Here is a 20,190-nt window from a genome sequence, read left to right on the forward strand (position 1 = left end):
ATTTACCACAGAGGTCACAGAGATCACTGAGAAGGGACCACGGGCTTTCCCAGTGGATTCTGTGGTGGAAATGCTTTTGATTCTGGGCGGGGGGCGTGTCGCTTACTCTGACGAGAACAAGCACGACGCTACAGCGGGGCGCAACCTGCAGGGACCTTATCTTGCCTCCTTTAACCATAATGAACAAAAACGCGCCCGAAGGCGCGTTGTTCTGTTCGATCAAGAAAGCAATCAACCGATGAAATAGTTGCTCGCGTTCTCGTTGATCTGGTCACTGACGTACTTGGCCATGGCATGCACGGTCCACTGGATGGGCGCGCTGATAGACTCCGGAATCAGGCTGGAGTCCGCCACGAACAAGCCTGGCGTATCGTGCAATTCACCCGTGGGTGAGACCACAGACTGATAGGGATCCGCGCCCATACGACAGGTGCCATGGGGAGAGAAACTGTTGGACCGGAAGGTGTAAAGACCCTTGATGCCGTAGTCTACTTTGTCCAGTTTCTCATCCAGTTCAAAAACGGAATCAGCTTCCAGACTCTGAAAGGTGGGCAGGAAAACCTTCTCCGCACCACCGGAAAAGAAGATCCGCGCAGCCAGCGCCGCAGAGGCTTTCATGTTCTCGAACTCTTCCCGGCTGGGATTGAAATGAATGGTCTTGTCACCGGTCCAGGGGTCGCCATCCCATTGCACATAACCATTGCCCAGGTCCTTACTGAATGCATTCACCCCGGCGTAGTATTTGTAGTCCTTCATGAAGTCGATGTGCGCCTTGCCCGCCTTCATGTCCCCCTGTGCCAGCAGGGATTCCGGCTCGGCAAGACCGGAGTAAATGGTATAGCCATCCGTGTGGGTGAACTCATCCACCTGCACGCCCACCAGCGCACCCCGGAAACCAAACAGGGGCTCCTTGAATTTGCCCAGCACCTGGGTGAAAGGCTGAATGGCAAGATTGCGACCCAGCTGGCCGCTGCGGTCAGGCACCTGGCTGCGCTGCAGGATCAGTGGTGTGTGGATACCCCCTGCAGCCATAACCACCATGTCCGCATCCACCTGCATGTCGGCTACATGAGCGCCGCTGTCCGGGTCCACAACCCGGGCTTCCAGGCCTCTGGCCCGCCCATCCCGTGTTTTCACCCGGATCACTTCCGTATCCGAAAAAATGCGCGCTCCGTACGCTGCAGCCCAGGGAAGATGCGTCACCAGCGAGCTCATCTTGCGGTCCGAGGGGCACCCGGCCAGACAGTGTCCGGTGAGCGCACACTGTTTCACGTTGCGCTGGGCCGGCTTCCAGGAAAACTGCATCTTTTCACAGCCCTGAATCACCTTGTGGGCACAGGCATTGATCTCATGGGCTTCATTGGTGTGGATCTGCAACTCATCGGCCACTTTGTCCAGATAAGGACGAAAGTTCTTCGCCGACAATCCCTCAAGGCCGTATTTCTCGGCCCAGCCATCCAGCACCTTGTCGCCCGGCTCTTCCATCACACAGGCCCCCACCACCGTGGAGCCACCCACACAGGCGCCCTGAATAAAGATAATGTCGGCCGTGGTATTCACCTGCCCGACCTGATCCTGGTAGATCTTGGTCATGGTATCGCCAAGGTGCTCGGTAAATGCCGAGCTGGGGTGGTATCGCCCTGCCTCCAGCACCAGAACATCCCTGCCGGCCTTGGCCATTTCATAAGCCACCATGGAACCCGCCGCGCCGGAACCCACCACCACCACATCGGTCTTCAATGTGAAGCGTTTACCCAACGTGGGGTCCAGTGCCACATCCTTCGCCTGGGTGACCGGCACCCCGTCTCTTGGAACGCGAACAAAAGCCATAACTCTCCCCTCAGACCCGCGGCAACGGGGCGTTGCCGAGCCGGCGAACCCCCCAGGTTTCGGTTACCGGACCGTGGTATTCCAGTCCCGGCCAGGTCCGCTCATCGCGCCAGTAATTCAAAGCAATCAGTGCTTTCAACGTGGTCATCAGACCACGCTCGAAGAAGGCACCTTCCTGCATGGCATTGACGTATTCCAGCGCCTTTTCATCGGACAGGGAGGTGAACTGCCTGAACTTGAAACTCATCATGGGACGGTTGTTGAACACCCAGATACCCAACCCGAGCAGGTCCCGGGTCTGTTTTGGCATTCGCTGGGCCATGGTGTCGATATTCCTGACGGTTGGCACCACGCTGGTACTGGAGGGCAACCCGAACTGCTCGGTGGGCAGCATGACGGCGGTGAGGCGGGTGATCACCTCAATCTCGTCCTGATTGAGGCTGTAATACTCCAGGGATTCCGGAGCTTCCTTGCGGCCGAAAAGGCTGGCACAGCCACTGGTGAGCGCCGCGCTGGCGAGTACGGAAGTGCGCAAGAATCCGCGGCGGCTGAGCGGCTCGAGACCGGCCAGATAGCCGGGCAAGGGCGCGCGGTGGTTATTCTTCATCAACACCCTCTCCTGGGCAGGCCTGCAAGGCCCTTGTTGTTATTGGTGGAGATTTCAGACTGAGTCTATAACAAACCGTAACAAACACCAAAGCCCGCAGTGGCGCAGAAGACGCCGGCTTCCGTCAGATGGGTAACTCCTTGTAAACAAAAAGGGGGCATCGCGGAATTGCACGGAAACAAGCTGGTCAGACGCCTGAAGTCGGACGTCTGACGCGAAAGACAGAAAACCGGTAGCCCCAACCAGGCATCCACGCTATTAGCCAGCCACTCCCGGCAACTGCATTGCTCACCGGTATCCCTTGGCCAAGCGAGCCTGGTTTGAGCGTCAGAGCTCCGACCAGGCCCGTCACCTTCCCATCAACCCCCGATGGGGGTTTGTACCAGGCATGTTGGGTGTTGCCTCATGCGTGTTGCAGCCGCAGAGCGGCCAGCCGCCGCCCTGCTCTCCTTAACTCATATGGCGGGCGATTCGGGTGGCCAGGGCATAGACCGTGATTTGCGGGTTAACGATGATGGAGGTAGGCAGCAGGCTCGCATCTGCCACATACAGCCCCGGCACATCATGGGTTTCACCATTGGCCTTGACCACACTGGCATCCGGGTCAGCCCCCATCCGGCAGGTGCCCTGGGGATGATAGCTCACCATGCGCAGATGCTGGGGCGCGTTCTCAAGGGAGTCCACCTGGTCATCAATGTCCGCCTCGGAACGGATTACCCGCTTGTCGCTGGCCGGCACGTACACCTCGCTGGCCCCGGAGGCCAGGTGCAGTCTGGCGGCTGCCTTGATGGCACGCTGCATGGACGGGAAGTCCGCGTTGCTGAGCTGGTAATTGATCGCCTTGCGTTCGCCATCCCATTCGATGGTCCCCACATTGTGATCATGAATGAGGGTAACCAAACCGGAGAGATAGCGGGCATCGGCCATGTAGTCCATGAACGGCTTGCCCGTCCCGGGCTCGGCCAGCATGGTCATTTCCACCAGACCGAATCCCCCGTCTTCAAGCACAAAACCGCCCTTGTCCGGATGCATGAACTCATCCACGTGCACGCCCAGCAAGGCCCCGCGCCAGGGATGGATGGGCTGTGGGTAGCGGGCTGCTACCAGCAGGGACGGGTGACAGGCAAAATTGCGCCCCACCTGCCCTGACCGGTTGGCCAGACCACTCTTGAGCAACAGCACCGGCGTCTGCACGGCCCCGGCAGCCAATATCACCCGCGGCGCCTTGACGGTCATGGAGGCCGCCACCGTGCCATCATGGCGAGTGATTACCGCTTCCACTCCGCTGGCCTCGCCGTTCTCGGTGAGCACCTTTTCAACCCGGGTATCCGAGTAGATGCTGGCACCGTAGGCCTGCGCCCACGGCAGATACGTAACCAGCATGGATTGCTTGCGTTCGGTCTTGCAGCCGGACAGACAGTGTCCGGTCAGGCCACACTGGCGAATATTGCGGCGCAGGGGCTTAACGGACCAGCCCAACTTCTTCGCCCCTTCACGGATTACCTGGCCGTGGCGGGCAATTTCGTGCTCGCCGTTGTCATGCACTGACAGGTTCTTTTCCACTTCATCAAAATACGGCGCCAGCTCGGCCTCGGTGAGCTCACTGAGCCCGAAGTCACGTTGCCAGTCCTGCAGGATGAAATCCGGTGTGCGAAAGCAGACACAGCCATTGACCACGGTGGAGCCACCCACACAGGCCCCCTGCAGTACCAGCAGATCACCACTGCTATTGGCCTGCCCCCCCTGATCCTGATAGAGATCGTGGAGGCTTTGGGTGAAGTCTTCGGTAAACGCCTGGGACGGCACATAGGGACCCGCTTCCAGCACCACCACTCGCTTCCCCTGGCGTGCCAGTTCATAGGCGCTGACCGCCCCACCCGCACCCGAGCCTACGATCACCACATCCGCATCCAGTGTGATCTGACTGTCGATAACGTCTGCTGCCTGATGAACCTTGAGGCCGCTGGCCTGAAACCGTATCTGACTCATGCCTGCTCCTGCTGTGATGCGACTGGGGAATCCTGAGGTAATGGGGCATTGCCCAGATAAGGCAGCCCCCATTTGTCGCTCACGGGACCATCGAATTCGGTGGGTGGCCAGGTGGCCGGTTCCTGCCAGTAGCCGCTGTAGACCAGCTGCTTGATGACCGTGGTAAGGGTACGCTGCAACACGCTGCCCTCGCCCCAGCGATCAAACAGCTCACGGGCCGGACCCGCTTCCAGATCGACAAACCGGCAGCCATGGCTGAAAACCACCACGTTATCGAACAGCGACAGGCCTGCCCCCAACTCCTTGCGGGTAACCGGGTCAAGGAAGCTCAGTGTGGTCTGCACATTTTGCACCACAGGTACCGTGGCACTGTCTACCAGGTTGGTGCCTTCCACCGGCAACAGCACCACCCGTGCACGTTCAAAGAGATGGTATTCGGCAGCAGACAAGCCTGTAGCCCACTCGGGTGCCGGCATATCGTCACGGGGAGAACGGCGCAAAAGCGCAAAACCACCGGCCGCTACCGCCGTCACCGCGGCAACGCCGCCAAGGCCCCATTTGAGAAATTGTCGCCGGGCCATGCCCTGCTGCCAGACCCGTTGAATACGGCCTGCCTGATACTGGCTGTTCATCGCCATTCCTTACCCTGAAAACGTGCATTTCAAGCTAAAGAAAAGGCCAGATGAATACAATATGTTTACCGAACAGGGGAGCTTGACCGGAAAGCACAACCACCATGTGCAGGCTGTATCATCAGGCGTGGGGAGGCTCCACCGGCACCTTTGGCCCGACGGCCACCGGGTCCAGATGAATAATCACATCGGCGCCGGGAAAGGCCTTCTTGATATCCATCTCTATGCGGTCGGCCAGATCATGGGCCATTCTCAGGGTGAGATTCTGATCCATATCCAGGTGCAGCTGGATGAAACAGGTACGGCCGCTAAGACGGGTGCGCAGATCATGGAAACCCAGTGCATCGGGATGGGAAGACACAATGGCGCTGATCTGGTTGCGCACCTCCCCGGGCATCTCCCTGTCCAGCAACAGCTGGCTGGATTCCGAGGCAATATGCCAGGCACTTCGCAGAATATACAGTGCAATGGCCAGGCCCACTGCGCCATCCAGCCACAGCCAGCCAAAGCTACTCACCGCCAACACGGCAATGATGCCCACATTCACCGCCAGATCAGAAAGATAGTGCAGCGAGTCCGCCTCAATGGCGGTGGAACCGGTATGGCGGATGACGTAGCGCTGTATCAACAACAATCCGAAGGTCAGTGCTATGGATAACACCATGACACCAATCCCCACCATACTGGCCTCGATGGGAGCCGGATCCAGCAGTTTCAGCACCGACTGATGAATCAGAAACAGGGATGAACCGGCAATGAAAATGGCCTGCCCCAGCCCGGCCAGCGCCTCTGCCTTGCCGTGGCCGAAACGGTGCTCCTCATCGGCAGGCACCAGCGAAAAACGGATAGCGAAGAAGTTGATCAGGGACGCCAGAGAATCCATCACTGAATCCACCAGCGATGCCAGCATGCTCACCGAGCCCGTCATGATCCAGGCCACCGACTTGGCGGCAATCAACACCAACGCCGTGGCAATCGACGCCGTGGCGGCCAGCATCAGCAGTTGGTGGTCTCGTTTGGTACCGTCACTCATGGGTGAGCCCACTTTCAGGTATTACTGTTTGGGGAGGTACTGCATGGGATCCACTGGCTTCCCGTCCCGGCGAATCTCGAAGTGGAGCTGGGTCCGGAAGGTGCCAGTTGCGCCCATGGTGGCAATCTTTTGCCCGGCTTTCACCTTGTCGCCCTCCTTGACCAGCATGGAATCATTATGGGCGTAAGCACTCAACCAGCGGTCATTATGCTTGAGGATCAACAGATTGCCATAACCGGTCAGACCACTGCCGCGATACACCACACGGCCATCGGCGGCGGCAATGACCGGACTGCGTGAACTGCCACTGATGGCAATCCCCTTGCGCCCTGAAGAGGCAGAGGAAAAACGCTCCACCACCGAGCCGCTGGCCGGCCAGCGCCAGGTAACCGGCCCGACCGTGCGAGCCCCGCTGCCGGACGAAGCCACCGGTTTGGCAGGTGCAGGCTTTTTCGCCGGGGCCGGGCTGGCGGGCGGTTTGCTGGAGGAAGCGGGCTTCGGTTTGCTGGCCGGTCGGGAGGAGCTATTCAGGGCCAGAGAAATGCGCTGGCCGGGATAGATAGTGTACGGGGCGGAGATATTATTGGCCGCGCCCAGTTCACGGTAATCCCAGCCATATCGCCAGGCAATGGAGTACAGGGTTTCCCCTTCCCGCACCTGATGCGTACCGGAAGTGACTTTCCGTTGGCGGGCATCCTGACCATAAATATCGACCACGGGAGCCAGGCTGGCGCTGCAGCCGCTCATCAGCACCAGAAACACGATTGCCACAAGCAATCGAAACTGTTCTGTCACTTTTATGCCGTGGTTACTGATACGAATCGTCCTCAACCAAGTCAGGGTTATGCCTTGCCATTCTGCCCCGGCGCCAACCGGTGCAGTAGCCATACTAGGGCGACGGCAATCAGCGCCGTCGACGCGGCAAACAGGGTCTGTGCACTGTCCCCGGTGGCAACCGCATACCCTGTAGGGGTGAACCACTGATCCTCAAGTCCGGAAGCATCAGCAACCCGCCAGGGCCAGAGTTTCACCAGGGAGCCGGCCATAAAGCCCGCCAGCAATGCCATTACTGTGTCGTGAAAACGATGCAGGGTCCATTTGAGAATATGAACAAAGCTTAGCAAGCCCAGCGCACAGCCGGACAGAAACGCCAACAACAATGGCAGGTCAGCGCTCTTCACAGCTTCCAGTACGGGCTGGTACATGCCCAGTAAAAGAAGGATAAAACTCCCGGAAATGCCGGGCAGGATCATGGCACAGATTGCCACCATGCCACTGAGGAAAAACACCAGTGCGCTTCCCCCTCCCTGCAGACCAGGCGCCAGCGCAATCATCACGGCAATCACCGTGCCGACCAGCCAGGCCAGACCCTGCACCGGGCCACGCTGCTGCAAGGGCGCCACCACCATGAAGATGCTGGCCAGAATCAGGCCACTGAAAAATGCCCAGACGGGTATTGGATGGGTTGCCAGCAGCCAGGTAATCAGCCTGGCCAGCAAGGCGATGCTGGTAAAGATGCCGGCCAGCAAGGTGACCAGAAAGGCGAAGTTGCCCTGTCGCCAGAACGCGGCAAAGCCCTCGCGGCGCCACACGCCCAGCAGTCGTGGCGTCATACCGCCAAGGGTATCGATCAGTTCTTCATAAATGCCGGTAATCAGGGCCAGGGTGCCACCGGACACCCCAGGCACCACATCCGCCGCCCCCATGGCCATGCCACGAAAGAAAATACCGGGTCGAATCATTGTGTTCCTCATTCATCACGCTGCATGCAGCAGCGGGATATCGCTGTTTTTATTGTGAAATGTCTTTGACCTCGACGAGGGGGTTTAGTTGAAAGTTAAAAGTTCAAAGTTGAAACGCGAATAGAGGCAATCGTGTTCTGAAACGTCCTATCCGCGTCTCATGCATCAGAACGCGGAGATAGCCTGGCAGGACACGGCAAGCACACGCGCGCTTTTCAACTTTAAACTTTTAACTTTCAACTCATCTCATCACCCCGCGCTGGAACGGCACAAACCGCACCGCATCCAGCGACCGGGAATGAAAATCATCGCCGTCACGGTCGACCACGGTGAGAATCTGTTTGCGGTCATCACCCACGGGCATCACCAGCCGGCCGCCATCCGCCAATTGTTCGAGCAGGTCGCCCGGAATATCAGGTCGGGCGCAGGCGGCGAGGATGCCATCAAACGGCGCTTCGGTTTTCCAGCCAAAACCGCCATCGGCATGCTTGAGCTGCACCTTGGCAAGGCCAAGGCGGAGCAATCGCTTACGCGCCTGGTCCTGTAAGGGTCGGATGCGCTCAACGGAATAAAGTTCATCACAGAAAGGGGCCAGTACCGCAGTCTGGTAGCCGCAGCCGGTACCAATCTCCAGCACCTTGCCACGCCTGCCCTCCTCCATCAGCAGCTCTGTCATGCGAGCCACAACCCAGGGCTGGGAGATGGTCTGGCCATGGCCGATGGGTAAGGCCGTATCGTCATAGGCCTGGTGAGCCAGGGCTTCCTCAATGAAAAAATGGCGCGGCGTATTGCGAATCGTATCCAGCACGCGCTCGTCCTGGATACCGGCGTCCCGCAGCCGCTGCACCAGACGATCCCGAGTCCGTGCAGAGGTCATGCCGATGCCGCTGAGTTGGATATCCATGTTGTACTTCGTTCTCTACGCAGAGTCTCTGGGTGTACTCACCAGCTCTGCCATGACTGTTGTTGCAAACGCACCTGCAGGCAGCGTGAACGCCAGCTCCAGGCAATGTTCCCCTTCCCTATCCTGCTGCAAGGACCATTGCAAGTCCTGTACCGGCAACCGGGTGGCACGGCGGATTTCATCCACGCCTTCCCGACACAGGCCATCGATCACGGCCTGGCTGGGCGCCAGAATCTGTTGTTCCATATCCCGGCAAGGGCCAGATGATGCCATGCCCGCCACCCCCGGCATAGGGGCGGTGGGATGCACCTCGCCACTGGCCACCCGTGCGGCCGCCTCGGCATCCTCATCGGCATTGAACAGGCCCCGGCTGCCTTGCGGCTGCAGGATGTCCCCTTCCAGCAACCGGTTCCAGACTCCCCGATGAACCCGCTCAGCCAGCACCTGATTGAACAGGTCACTGCGTACCGCTGACAGCCAGATACTGCGTAGGGACTTCTTGCGCGGCGCCTCACCACCAGTAAGCCAATCACGCCCACGGACCAGATTGCCGGCACCGCGGCCAAAACGCTGCTCGCCAAAATAATTGGGAATGCCCTCGGCATCAATTGCCGCCAGACGGCCTGCCAGTGCCTCGGCATCGCCTTGAAAATCCGTAGCACGAATCACGAAACGATTGGCACGGTGCGTGCCGCGGTTCAGCTTGCGGCGATGACGGCTCGCCTGGATCAGCTTCAGCCCCTGCGGCCATTCAAGGTCAGGATCCGCCTTGCCAGGCAGATGCAGGCTAAACCACTGGCGGGTCACCGCATGCTTGTCCTTGAGGCCGCTGTAACCGACTGAAAGCCGGTGCACCCCGGCCGATTTGGCCAGCCACATGGCCACGTCTTCGGTGTTCCAGCCGGTCTTTTCGATTTCCAGCCAGAGATGCTCACCCTCACCTTCCGGATTCACATGCATGCACTCATACACCTGAAAGTCTTCAGGGCGGGCTTTCAGACAGGCTTCGGCCACCGGCCCGCCGTGGGCAAACGGCAGGCTCACCGGGATTCCAGCAACACCGCCGCCTGCACGGCAATGCCTTCCTTGCGGCCGGTGAAACCCAGTTTTTCCGTGGTGGTGGCTTTCACGGAGACCTGATGCACCTGGCACCCCAGCAGCCCGGCAATGCGCTCACGCATGTCGCGAATGTGCGGCGCCAGCTTGGGCGCCTGGCAAATGATAGTGAGATCGGCATTACCCATCTGCCAGCCCGCTGCGGTGATGTCCTGGTAGATGGCCTGCAGCAGCTTGCCGGAATCCGCGCCTTGCCATTGCGGGTCAGTGTCCGGAAAGTAATGGCCGATGTCCCCCAGTGCCAGTGCACCAAGCAAGGCGTCCGACAGGGCATGCAGGGCCACATCCCCATCTGAATGCGCCTTGAGGCCATGACTGTGTGGAATCGCCACGCCACACAGCATCACATGATCACCGGCATCGAAGGCATGTACATCAAACCCCTGACCAATACGCACGGGCATCACACGCCTCCCTGTTCTTCAAACTGACGGGCCAGATAGAAGCGTGCCAGCGGCAGGTCTTCCGGCACGGTAATCTTGATGTTGTCGCTGTGTCCGCGCACCAGCCCGGGGCGCCAGCCCTGGCGCTCCATGGCGGAGGCCTCGTCGGTCACCGCGCTGAGATCACCACTGAGAGCTTCGTACAGGGCCGCCGCCGGAAACAGCTGGGGAGTCAATGCCCGCCAGATGACCTCACGGTCCAGGGTAGCCTCGATCAGGTTATCGCTGCTGGCCTGCTTGATGGTATCCACCACCGGCAGTGCCAGGATCGCGCCCTGCTCGCCAGTGCTGGCCAGCAGGCTGTGAATATCTGACAGACGCACCAAAGGCCGGGCCATGTCGTGTACCAGCACCCAAGCCTCTTCACCGCCGTCCATAAGCACCTGGGCGACGGCATTGCGTACCGATTCCGCCCGGCTTTGACCGCCGGTCACTGCATGCACACGACGATGGGTCGCCACCGGCAAGGTGGGCCACCAGGGATCATCCCCGGACACGGCAACCACCACACTCTCGATGGGCGCAAAGGACAACAGCCGCTGCAGCGTATGTTCGGTGAGCGTCTTGCCGGCCAGAGTCAGGTACTGTTTGGGAATGCCGGCCTGCATGCGTTCGCCGACACCGGCAGCAGGCACAACAGCATAAAGAGGTCCACGGATTACCGGATTCACTCGGTACTCCCTGGCTGTTCGAGAATCAGAAAAAAGGTTTCACCCTTGCGGATCATGCCCAGGTCCTTGCGAGCGATTTCTTCCACCGCTTCTGTGCCCTGCTTCAGGTCTTTTACATCCGCGGCCATGAGGCGGTTGCGCTCATTGAGTTTGGCGTTGGCTTTTTTCAGTGCCGCCACGTCCTTTTCCAGACTGGCCACATGGCGCAGGCTGCCCTCGCCAAACCACAGACGTGCCTGCAACCCCAGAAACACCAGAGCCAGCACGGCGATCACCACCTGCCGGGCAGGCGACAGCTTCAGTGCTGCACGCTTGCCCTCGAGGGGGGACATCTTGCTGGCCCGGGTGCCTGGCATCAGTGCTTAACCGAGGAACTTGAACTCTTTGCGGCCATGGTAGGCAGCGCGACCCAGCTCCTGCTCGATGCGGATCAAACGGTTGTACTTGGCCACGCGGTCGGAACGGCACAGGGAACCGGTCTTGATCTGGCCGGCAGCAGTGGCCACTGCCAGGTCGGCAATGGTGCTGTCAGCGGTTTCGCCACTACGGTGGGAGATCACCGCGGTGTAACCGGCATCCTTGGCCATCTTGATGGCTTCCAGGGTTTCGGTCAGAGAACCAATCTGGTTGAACTTGATCAGGATGGAATTGGCCACACCCTCATCGATACCCTTCTTGAGGATCTTGGTGTTGGTTACGAACAGGTCATCACCTACCAGCTGTACCTTGTTGCCCAACTTTTCGGTGAGGATCTTCCAGCCCTCCCAGTCAGACTCGTCCATGCCATCTTCGATGGAGATGATCGGGTAACGATCACACAGCTCGGCCAGGTAGTCGGCAAACTCTGCAGAGGACATGCTGCGGCCTTCGCCTGCCAGAACATACTGGCCATCCTTGTAGAATTCGCTGGACGCGCAATCCAGTGCCAGGGTCACGTCATCACCGGCCTTGTACCCGGCGATCTCGATGGCTTCCATGATGGCTTCCAGTGCCGCCTCGTTACTGGGCAGGTCAGGTGCAAAACCACCCTCGTCACCCACAGCGGTATTCAGGCCACGCTTCTTGAGTACCCCTTTCAGGGCATGGAAGATTTCAGCGCCATAGCGAATCGCTTCAGCCACGGTGGAGGCACCCACGGGTTGAATCATGAATTCCTGGATGTCCACATTGTTGTCGGCATGCTCACCGCCGTTGATGATGTTCATCATTGGCACCGGCAGGGAGTACTCGTTGTCGTCGTCCTGCAGGTCGGAGATGTACTCGTACAGGGGCTTGCCCTGGTCCACAGCAGCGGCCTTGGCGGCAGCCAGGGACACGGCCAGGATGGCGTTGGCGCCCAGCTTGCCCTTGTTCTCGGTGCCGTCGGCCTCGATCATGGCCTGATCAATGCCTTTCTGGTCAGCCCCTTCCTTGCCAATCAGCAATTCACGGATTTCGGAATTCACGTTGCCCACCGCCTTGGTCACACCCTTGCCCAGGTAGCGGCTCTTGTCACCGTCACGCAGTTCAAGGGCTTCACGAGAACCGGTGGACGCACCGCTGGGGGCACAGGCACTGCCACGGGCACCGGATTCCAGAATCACATCGGCTTCGATGGTGGGGTTGCCGCGGGAATCGAGAATTTCGCGGGCTTTGATATCAACGATCTTGGACATGAGGGTCAATCTCTCTTCAATCAGTTGTTTTCAAAGGCAGGCAGTGCCTTGACGGTATTATCCAGGGTTTGCATCTGGGCAAGGAATGGCTCCAGACGGTCCAGACGCAGGGCGCAGGGGCCATCGCATTTGGCGTTGTCCGGGTCAGGATGGGCTTCCAGGAACAGTCCGGCAATGCCCTGACTGATACCCGCCCGGCCCAATTCGGCCACCTGGGCACGGCGGCCATCGGCGCTGTCGGCACGACCACCCGGCTTCTGCAGGGCATGGGTCACATCGAAGAACACCGGGTAATTGAATTGCTTCATGATTCCGAAGCCGAGCATGTCCACCACCAGGTTGTTGTACCCGAAACTGGAACCACGTTCGCACAGGATCAGCTGATCGTTTCCGGCATCCTCGCACTTGTGCAGGATATGGCCCATTTCATGGGGGGCCAGAAACTGGGGTTTCTTGATATTGATGATGGCGCCGGTCTTTGCCATGGCCACCACCAGATCCGTCTGCCGGGCCAGGAAGGCTGGCAGCTGGATAATGTCACAGACTTCGGCCACCGGTGCCGCCTGGTAAGGCTCATGGACATCGGTAATTACCGGGCAGTTGAAGGTCTTCTTCACTTCTTCAAAGATCTTCAGGCCTTCCTCCATCCCCGGACCCCGATAGGAACTCAGAGAAGAACGGTTAGCCTTGTCGAAGCTGGCCTTGAACACCCAGGGGATGTTCAACTTGCTGGTAACTTCGGCATAGGCCTCCGCTACCTGCATAGCCATATCCCGGGATTCCAGCACGTTCATGCCGCCAAACAGCGCCATGGGCTTGTGGTTGCCGAATTCCAGCTTCCCCAGACGAATGATTTTCTGCTCGCTCACTACACCACTCCTTGTGCGTGTTATTTCGCGGCCTTGTAAGACAGGGCGGCTTCCACATACCCCCTAAACAGGCCATGGCCATCACGGGGGGTGGAGGTGAATTCCGGATGGAACTGGCAAGCCACAAACCAGGGATGATCCGCCACTTCGATCACTTCCACCAGCTCGCCATCCACGGAACGGCCGACAATCTTGAGCCCGGCGGCTTCCAGCGCGGGCAGATAATTGTTGTTCACCTCATAACGGTGACGATGACGCTCAACAATATGGGTGGAGCCATAACATTCCGCAGCTCGGCTGCCAGCTTCCAGCACACATTCCTGGCCGCCGAGACGCATGGTGCCGCCCAGATCGGAATCCGCGGAGCGTTGCTCCTTGTGGCCATCTTCAGTAATCCATTCGGTGATCAGCCCCACTACCGGATCCGGCGTTTGCGGATTCAGCTCGGAAGAATGCGCTTTCTCGATCCCCGCCACATCACGGGCATACTCGATCACCGCCAGCTGCATACCCAGACAGATACCCAGGTACGGGACCTTGTTCTCACGGGCATAACGGATCGCTGCGATCTTGCCTTCCGTACCGCGGTCACCAAAACCGCCCGGCACCAGAATGGCGTCCAGGTTATCCAGCACACCGGTGCCATCGCGCTCAATGTCTTCGGCATCCAGATAAAGGATGTTCACCTTGGCACGATTGCTGATGCCAGCATGAATCAGGGCTTCGTTCAGTGACTTGTAGGCATCCACCAGCTCGATGTATTTACCCACCATGCCAATGGTGACCTCACCTTCCGGGTTGAGCTGGGCTTCGACAACACGATCCCACTCGCTCAGATCCGGGACCGGCAGATCCAGGCCGAACTTGTTGACGACGATGTCATCCAGGCCCTGCTCATGCATCACGCGAGGCACCTGGTAGATGGTCTTGCAGTCCGGCGCGGAGATCACGGCACGGGCTTCCACGTTGGTGAACAAGGCGATCTTCTCCCGGGCGCCCTGGGGAATCGGGTCATCGGCACGGCAGACCAGAACGTCAGGCTGCAGACCAATAGATCTCAGCTCTTTTACAGAATGCTGGGTGGGCTTGGTCTTGATCTCGCCAGCGGTGGCGATATAGGGAACCAGGGTCAGGTGAACCAGCAGGGACTGGCTGGAACCCAGTTCCACACGCATCTGGCGGGCGGCTTCCAGGAACGGCAGGGACTCGATGTCACCGGCGGTACCACCGATCTCGACGATGGCCACATCGGCATCCCCTGCCCCTTCACGAATCTTCAGCTTGATCTCATCGGTGATGTGCGGAATCACCTGTACGGTGGCCCCCAGGTATTCACCGCGACGTTCCTTGTCCAGCACGTCCTGATAGACACGCCCGGTGGTAAAGCTGTTGCGGCGGTTGAGACGGGTACGAATAAAGCGCTCGTAATGACCCAGATCCAGATCGGTCTCGGCGCCATCTTCGGTCACGAACACCTCACCGTGCTGGTAGGGACTCATGGTGCCGGGATCCACATTGATGTAGGGATCCATTTTGATCAGGGTGACCTTGAGGCCGCGGGCTTCCAGCAAGGTGGCCAGAGAAGCAGAGGTAATCCCCTTACCCAGGGAAGACACCACACCGCCAGTGACAAAGATGAAACGTGACATGCACTCACCAGATTGCTTGGGATCAGCGTCTACCGGCACCGGTGAGAGGTGGCAATAACGCTGATTCCCTGATGGATTAGTAGCGCGCCATCAAGTGTGAACCGGCCCCAATAAAAAAAACACCCTGCTCGTGGCATCACGGGCAAGGGTTGCTCTTGGATCGGGTTGGCCAGCTACGCAAGTGATGGATGAACACCTGAAAATTCAGGGGCTTGCGCTACATCAGGACGGGAGAAAATGTTAACAGAAGCGGCCCCGCGCCTCAATCGGGAATACACGGGTTAGATGAATATTTTGCAGTGCCAGTGAATTGCTGTCTTACGGCCTTCAGCCACTGCTTGCTATTGGGGCCTCCACAGCCCCCCATCCCGGCAATCACACCAGGATCGGAGGTTACCCGTAACAGAGCTGGAAAGTGAGACTCAGCCCTTGCCCTGCTGGCAGCTTTCCAGCACTTCGGCAAACGGCGTCTCCACCAGAGACGCAAACGCCGGATGTCGGCCAAGGCGGGCTCGGCTGGCCCGGGGACTGGTAATGCCACACAGAAACCGGGCCAGCTGACGAGGGCTGGCCAGCGCGGCATGTCCTTCCTGCTGCACCTCATGGATCACCTTGAGATCGACAGCACGGTGCTGGCGGGGAGGCATTGCCCCGCTCTGGCCGAGACAGGCGCTGCACTGTCCACAGGGTTGCGCCAGCTCCTCGCCGAAATACCCCACCAAAGTCTGCTGGTAACAACGGCTTTGCCCGGCCCAGTCAGCCACCTGCTGGAGCCGGTCGATATCCCGTTGTTCGCGCAGCAAAAACTGGGACTGCAAACGATCAATCAGCCCCTGGCTGTCGGAGGGAGGATTGACCATGCGAAAGCCCTGGCGCACCCCGGCTACCCGCAACTCCACCATGCCCTGCTGCTCCAGGTAACCCAGCGCATTGAGAATTCGAATGCGCTCCGCCTGCAATTCCCGGGCAGCGTCGATGGGTGTCAGGGTAAGCCAGGTCCGCCCCTGCTTGCCGGTGGCAAACAGGGCCTGGAGGAAGGCTGCACGCTCGGCATCAAACCGGGACAGCAGCGTCTCCTGCGGCGTCAGGAAAGCGAGCTTGTATTCAGTATAGAAAGGCGCTGTGGCCTTGATGATGCCCTCCAGCTCCAGGTAGGTCAGCAGGGTATTGATGACCAGAGGGCGGACATCAAACTGGCCGGATAACTCATGCACGGAGAGATCAAACTGCTCGGGCTGACCCAGTAACCAGCGCACCAGGCCGGCCAGTGCCTCGCCATCCGGGGTATCACCATAGCTGAAGTTTTCCAGCACGGTCAGATCATCCAGGCTGGCCAGCAAGGTACAGCGTGATGGCTTGCCATCACGCCCTGCCCGGCCAATTTCCTGCATGTAGTTTTCCAGCGACTTGGGCAGGTTGTAATGGTAGATGGCGCGGATATCGGCCTTGTCGATACCCATGCCAAAGGCAATGGTAGCCACCACGATATCCACCAAACCGCTCATGAAGGCTTCCTGTGCCTGGTGCCTCAATTCATCCTTCAGGCCGGCATGGTAAGCCAGTGCCTTCAGCCCCTTGCGTTTGAGGAACGCCGCCACCTCTTCGGCGGTTTTCTGCAGGGTTACATAGACAATGGCTGGCTCCGAAGGCTGAGAGGCCAACTGTTGATAGAGCACCTCCTGGCGCTGCGACGGGGTTGCCGGTTGCACATGAATGGCCAGATTGGGGCGAAAGAACCCGGTCTGCACATGATCATCGGCGCCGATGGCAAAGCTGTCACGAATCTGGCTCGCCACCTGAGGGGTCGCTGTGGCGGTGAGCGCCAGTACCCGGCCTACCTTCAACTCATCGGCCAGCCGGGCCAGCTTGAGATAATCCGGCCGGAAGTTGTGCCCCCATTCAGAAACACAATGGGCCTCGTCCACCGCCATCATGCTGATAGAGAGGCGTTTCAACCGGGCCATGAAACGTTCATTGGCGAGCCGCTCCGGCGCCACATAAAGCAGCTTGATACTGCCCTGCTCCAGCCCCTGGTAGATGGCTTTCAGCTCATCAGCATCGACACTGGAATCCAGCCGTGCCGCCGGGATATTCAGCGCATTGAGCTGATCCACCTGGTCCTTCATCAGCGCGATCAGCGGCGAGACCACCAGGGTCAGGCCATCCATCATCAAGGCAGGCAGCTGATAGCAGAGGCTCTTGCCGCCACCGGTTGGAAACACCGCCAGGGCGGAACGCCCTGACAGCAGGGTCTCGATCACCTGCTGCTGGCCCGGCCGGAAGTCCTGCAGACGAAAGGTCTGTTGTAACAGCTGCTGAATGTCTTGCCGCATGGGAGCCCTCTGCCAGCGATGACGGCAACGCCCCACCACTGACTGTTTGTTCAGTACGCATTAACGAGAGAGAGTGTGGCAGACCCGGAGGCTCACATCGAGGGAATAGTGGCGTATTTTGCTGTCAGCCCAGGCTTACAGGGAAGGCAACAGAAACCATTGCTCCGCAGCGTCAGCCGCTTCACCATCGGCCAGCCCCACCTGGGGTACCGAGACCAGCACCTGGTCACGGTACAACAGCGGCCACTGCTTGCGCTGCCAGGGCGGCACCCCCGCTTCACGCCACAGCTCCTTGACCTGCTGGTGCATGCCATGACGGCGGATCCGGCACGATCCCCTGATACCACGCAGGGTCAGATCTCCCGGCGGTCGCAATACCGATACTGCACCCTCCCCCGGTTCCCGGCTCCAGCGCCACTGGGGCAATAGCGGAGGCGGGGTATCGGCACGCCATTCCAGACAATCGCTCCAGGGAGTGAACGTCTCACGTTCGCCAAGATAGAGCGCTCCCCGGTACAAGCGAACAGCCCAGTCACCCCACTCCACTCGGGCCTGGCTGTCCCCGGCTGCGTGTTGGACCTCAAGCAGTTCAGCCAATACCGCCTGACTGGGCGCCGTGGCACCGTTGTGCTGCAGCCACCAGCGCACCAGATTGCGCTGGCGCGCCGCGGATAGCCGGTGCAGCTGGCCCAGAGGCAGGGTTCTCCCCATCACATTCTGGTCGCAGGCATCCTCACTGGCGATTTCTTCCAGCAGCCCGGCCGCTTCCGACATATGATCTGCTGCCCGTGCCAGGGTGGCATCTGCTCCCGGCCAGTGCTGGCGTAACAGCGGCATGATATGCAGTCGCAGGAAATTGCGGCGCAGACGGTCGTCCTGATTGCTGGGATCGTCCAGCCAGGTAACGCCTTGATCCTCCGCCCAGCGGGCCAGTGTCGGCCGATCCACAGCCAGCAATGGCCGCCAGATACTCACTTCGTTGCGACGGGAACGGGAACGCATGGCAGACAGACCTCGTACCCCTGCTCCCCTGAGCAGTCTGAGCAGCAGCGTTTCTGCCTGGTCGGAACGGTGATGGGCCGTGATCAACGTGGCGCCTTGCGCAGCCGCCAGCGGCAGCAGCACCCCATAGCGGGCATCCCGGGCGCCCGCTTCCAGCCCTTCAGCAAGGTCCACATCAACCTGCTGCAAGGTAAAGGGAACGCCGTGCTGTTCAGCCTGTGACTGACAGAACTGTGACCACCGGGAACTGGCCGCCTGCAGCTGGTGATCCACATGCACCACCGCCAGACGCGGGCCAAGTCCGGCCCGGATCAACAGGGTCAAAAGCAGGGAGGAATCGAGCCCGCCGCTGAGCGCCAGCAACAAAGGCCCGGCAGGCGCCTGTTCTGCCAGCTCGCGGCAGAACCGGGCAAGATCCTGCATGATCAGCTGTCGGCGGACTCGGTGGTGAAGTTGCCGTAGCTCATCAGACGATCATAGCGACGGCCCACCAGCTGCTCGATGTCCATCCCCTTGAGGATGTCCAACTGCTTGACGAAGGACTTGCGGATCGCTTCAGCAGCCATGTCGTAATCACGGTGTGCGCCACCCAGCGGCTCCTTGATCACCTGATCGACGATACCCAGCTCATGCAGACGTCCGGCAGTCAGGCCCATGGCTTCGGCCGCATCCGGGGCTTTGTCGGCACTGCGCCAGAGAATGGAGGCACAGCCTTCTGGTGAAATGACTGAGTAAGTGGAGAATTCCAACATCTGGAGATGATCACAGACCCCGATGGCCAGTGCACCACCGGACCCCCCTTCACCGATAACGGTGGCGATGATCGGGGTTTTCAGCTGGGACATGACGCGCAGGTTACGGGCAATCGCTTCAGACTGGCCACGCTCTTCCGCATCAATACCCGGGAAGGCACCGGGAGTATCAATGAAGGTCAGGATCGGCATCTTGAAGCGCTCGGCCATTTCCATCAGGCGCAGGGCCTTGCGGTAGCCTTCCGGCTTGGGCATGCCGAAATTGCGACGCACCTTTTCCTTCACTTCGCGGCCCTTCTGGTGACCGATCACCATCACGGGCTGGTCGTCCAGTCGGGTCACCCCGCCAACGATGGCCGGATCATCCGCAAAGGCGCGATCGCCGTGCAGTTCATCAAAGTCGGCAAAGATACGCTTGATGTAATCCAGCATGTAGGGACGCTGGGGATGACGGGACAGCTGGGAAATCTGCCAGGAGGACAGGTTCTTGAAAATCGACTCGGTGAGGCTGATGCTCTTTTCCTGCAGCTTGCCCACCTCTTCGGAGATGTTCACTTCGCTGCCGCTGCCCACCAGTCGCAATTCCTCGATCTTCGCTTCCAGGTCGGCGATCGGTTGTTCAAATTCGAGGAAGTTCGGGTTCATATCTGAGCCTGTTTGATCAAATTGTCGTAGTTGGGCCCGTTCCTCAGACCCAATACCCTGATTTATATGCCGACCAAGTGTAGCGGCAACCAGACGAAAAGGTCGAGCAATGGCCGCAAGCTGAAGGTTGCAAACTGTTTCAATAAGAGACGCGGCATGTAACATGCATCACGCATCACGCATGCGCCCTGCCAGCATTAGCCATGGCGGAGATGGGCTTTCGCCCATTTCCGCCCTACGAAAAGCCTGGAAGAACGTGGCCAGAGCCTGCCAATCGCGCCGCCAGCGACGATCCTACGGCCAGGTTTCGATTTTCGC

18 protein-coding genes are annotated in these 20,190 nt (G+C 59.5%); all 18 read right to left on the reverse strand.

Features of this window, described 5'->3' with window-relative positions; all coding sequences use genetic code 11:
* Window positions 1–231: 231 nt before the first annotated feature.
* Window positions 232–1,830: a GMC family oxidoreductase gene (locus HF945_RS08575; RefSeq protein WP_290525312.1), complete on the reverse strand. Its 1,599-nt coding sequence runs from the start codon at window positions 1,828–1,830 to the stop codon at window positions 232–234.
* A 10-nt stretch (window positions 1,831–1,840) separates the two neighbouring features.
* Window positions 1,841–2,437, reverse strand: coding sequence for a transcriptional initiation protein Tat (locus HF945_RS08580; RefSeq protein ID WP_290525313.1), 597 nt, complete (start codon window positions 2,435–2,437; stop codon window positions 1,841–1,843).
* A gap of 450 nt (window positions 2,438–2,887) precedes the next feature.
* Window positions 2,888–4,426 carry a GMC family oxidoreductase gene (locus tag HF945_RS08585; RefSeq protein WP_290525314.1) on the reverse strand — a complete coding sequence of 513 codons (1,539 nt, stop codon included), beginning with the start codon at window positions 4,424–4,426 and terminating at the stop codon, window positions 2,888–2,890.
* Window positions 4,423–5,064, reverse strand: a complete 642-nt coding sequence (locus HF945_RS08590; protein WP_290525315.1) for a hypothetical protein — start codon at window positions 5,062–5,064, stop codon at window positions 4,423–4,425. The genes HF945_RS08585 and HF945_RS08590 overlap by 4 nt, the downstream gene beginning before the upstream one ends.
* A 115-nt stretch (window positions 5,065–5,179) precedes the next feature.
* Window positions 5,180–6,091: a cation diffusion facilitator family transporter gene (locus HF945_RS08595; protein ID WP_290525316.1), complete on the reverse strand. Its 912-nt coding sequence runs from the start codon at window positions 6,089–6,091 to the stop codon at window positions 5,180–5,182.
* Between the two features lie 21 nt (window positions 6,092–6,112).
* Window positions 6,113–6,862, reverse strand: coding sequence for a peptidoglycan DD-metalloendopeptidase family protein (locus HF945_RS08600; protein ID WP_366492870.1), 750 nt, complete (start codon window positions 6,860–6,862; stop codon window positions 6,113–6,115).
* 71 nt (window positions 6,863–6,933) lie between these two features.
* Window positions 6,934–7,833 carry a DUF368 domain-containing protein gene (locus tag HF945_RS08605; protein ID WP_290525317.1) on the reverse strand — a complete coding sequence of 300 codons (900 nt, stop codon included), beginning with the start codon at window positions 7,831–7,833 and terminating at the stop codon, window positions 6,934–6,936.
* 241 nt (window positions 7,834–8,074) lie between these two features.
* The gene (locus HF945_RS08610; protein ID WP_290525318.1) at window positions 8,075–8,737 is read right to left on the reverse strand and encodes a protein-L-isoaspartate(D-aspartate) O-methyltransferase; all 663 of its coding nucleotides are present in this window, start codon (window positions 8,735–8,737) and stop codon (window positions 8,075–8,077) included.
* 15 nt (window positions 8,738–8,752) lie between these two features.
* Window positions 8,753–9,781, reverse strand: a complete 1,029-nt coding sequence (gene truD / locus HF945_RS08615; protein ID WP_290525319.1) for a tRNA pseudouridine(13) synthase TruD — start codon at window positions 9,779–9,781, stop codon at window positions 8,753–8,755.
* Window positions 9,778–10,257 (reverse strand): 2-C-methyl-D-erythritol 2,4-cyclodiphosphate synthase, encoded by a 480-nt coding sequence (gene ispF, locus HF945_RS08620; RefSeq protein ID WP_290525320.1) that lies wholly within the window; start codon window positions 10,255–10,257, stop codon window positions 9,778–9,780. The genes truD and ispF overlap by 4 nt, the downstream gene beginning before the upstream one ends.
* Complete coding sequence (gene ispD, locus HF945_RS08625) at window positions 10,257–10,967, reverse strand: 2-C-methyl-D-erythritol 4-phosphate cytidylyltransferase (protein WP_290525321.1); 711 nt, start codon at window positions 10,965–10,967, stop codon at window positions 10,257–10,259. Before ispD ends, ispF begins: the two co-directional genes overlap by 1 nt.
* Window positions 10,964–11,323, reverse strand: coding sequence for a septum formation initiator family protein (locus HF945_RS08630; protein ID WP_290525322.1), 360 nt, complete (start codon window positions 11,321–11,323; stop codon window positions 10,964–10,966). The genes ispD and HF945_RS08630 overlap by 4 nt, the downstream gene beginning before the upstream one ends.
* Before the next feature lie 6 nt (window positions 11,324–11,329).
* On the reverse strand, window positions 11,330–12,622 hold the full coding sequence (gene eno, locus HF945_RS08635) for a phosphopyruvate hydratase (RefSeq protein WP_290525323.1): 1,293 nt from the start codon (window positions 12,620–12,622) through the stop codon (window positions 11,330–11,332).
* A gap of 20 nt (window positions 12,623–12,642) precedes the next feature.
* Window positions 12,643–13,491 carry a 3-deoxy-8-phosphooctulonate synthase gene (gene kdsA, locus HF945_RS08640; RefSeq protein ID WP_290525324.1) on the reverse strand — a complete coding sequence of 283 codons (849 nt, stop codon included), beginning with the start codon at window positions 13,489–13,491 and terminating at the stop codon, window positions 12,643–12,645.
* Window positions 13,492–13,511: 20 nt separating this feature from the next.
* Complete coding sequence (locus HF945_RS08645) at window positions 13,512–15,140, reverse strand: CTP synthase (protein WP_290525325.1); 1,629 nt, start codon at window positions 15,138–15,140, stop codon at window positions 13,512–13,514.
* A 422-nt stretch (window positions 15,141–15,562) separates the two neighbouring features.
* Window positions 15,563–17,473, reverse strand: a complete 1,911-nt coding sequence (locus HF945_RS08650; protein ID WP_290525326.1) for an ATP-dependent DNA helicase RecQ — start codon at window positions 17,471–17,473, stop codon at window positions 15,563–15,565.
* Between the two features lie 135 nt (window positions 17,474–17,608).
* Entirely contained in the window at window positions 17,609–18,898 is a 1,290-nt protein-coding gene (gene tilS / locus HF945_RS08655; RefSeq protein ID WP_290525327.1) for a tRNA lysidine(34) synthetase TilS, read from the reverse strand.
* Between the two features lie 2 nt (window positions 18,899–18,900).
* Window positions 18,901–19,872 (reverse strand): acetyl-CoA carboxylase carboxyltransferase subunit alpha, encoded by a 972-nt coding sequence (locus tag HF945_RS08660; RefSeq protein WP_290525328.1) that lies wholly within the window; start codon window positions 19,870–19,872, stop codon window positions 18,901–18,903.
* Window positions 19,873–20,190: the final 318 nt, after the last annotated feature.

This window comes from Alcanivorax sp. (genome assembly GCF_017794965.1).
GTDB lineage: Bacteria > Pseudomonadota > Gammaproteobacteria > Pseudomonadales > Alcanivoracaceae > Alcanivorax.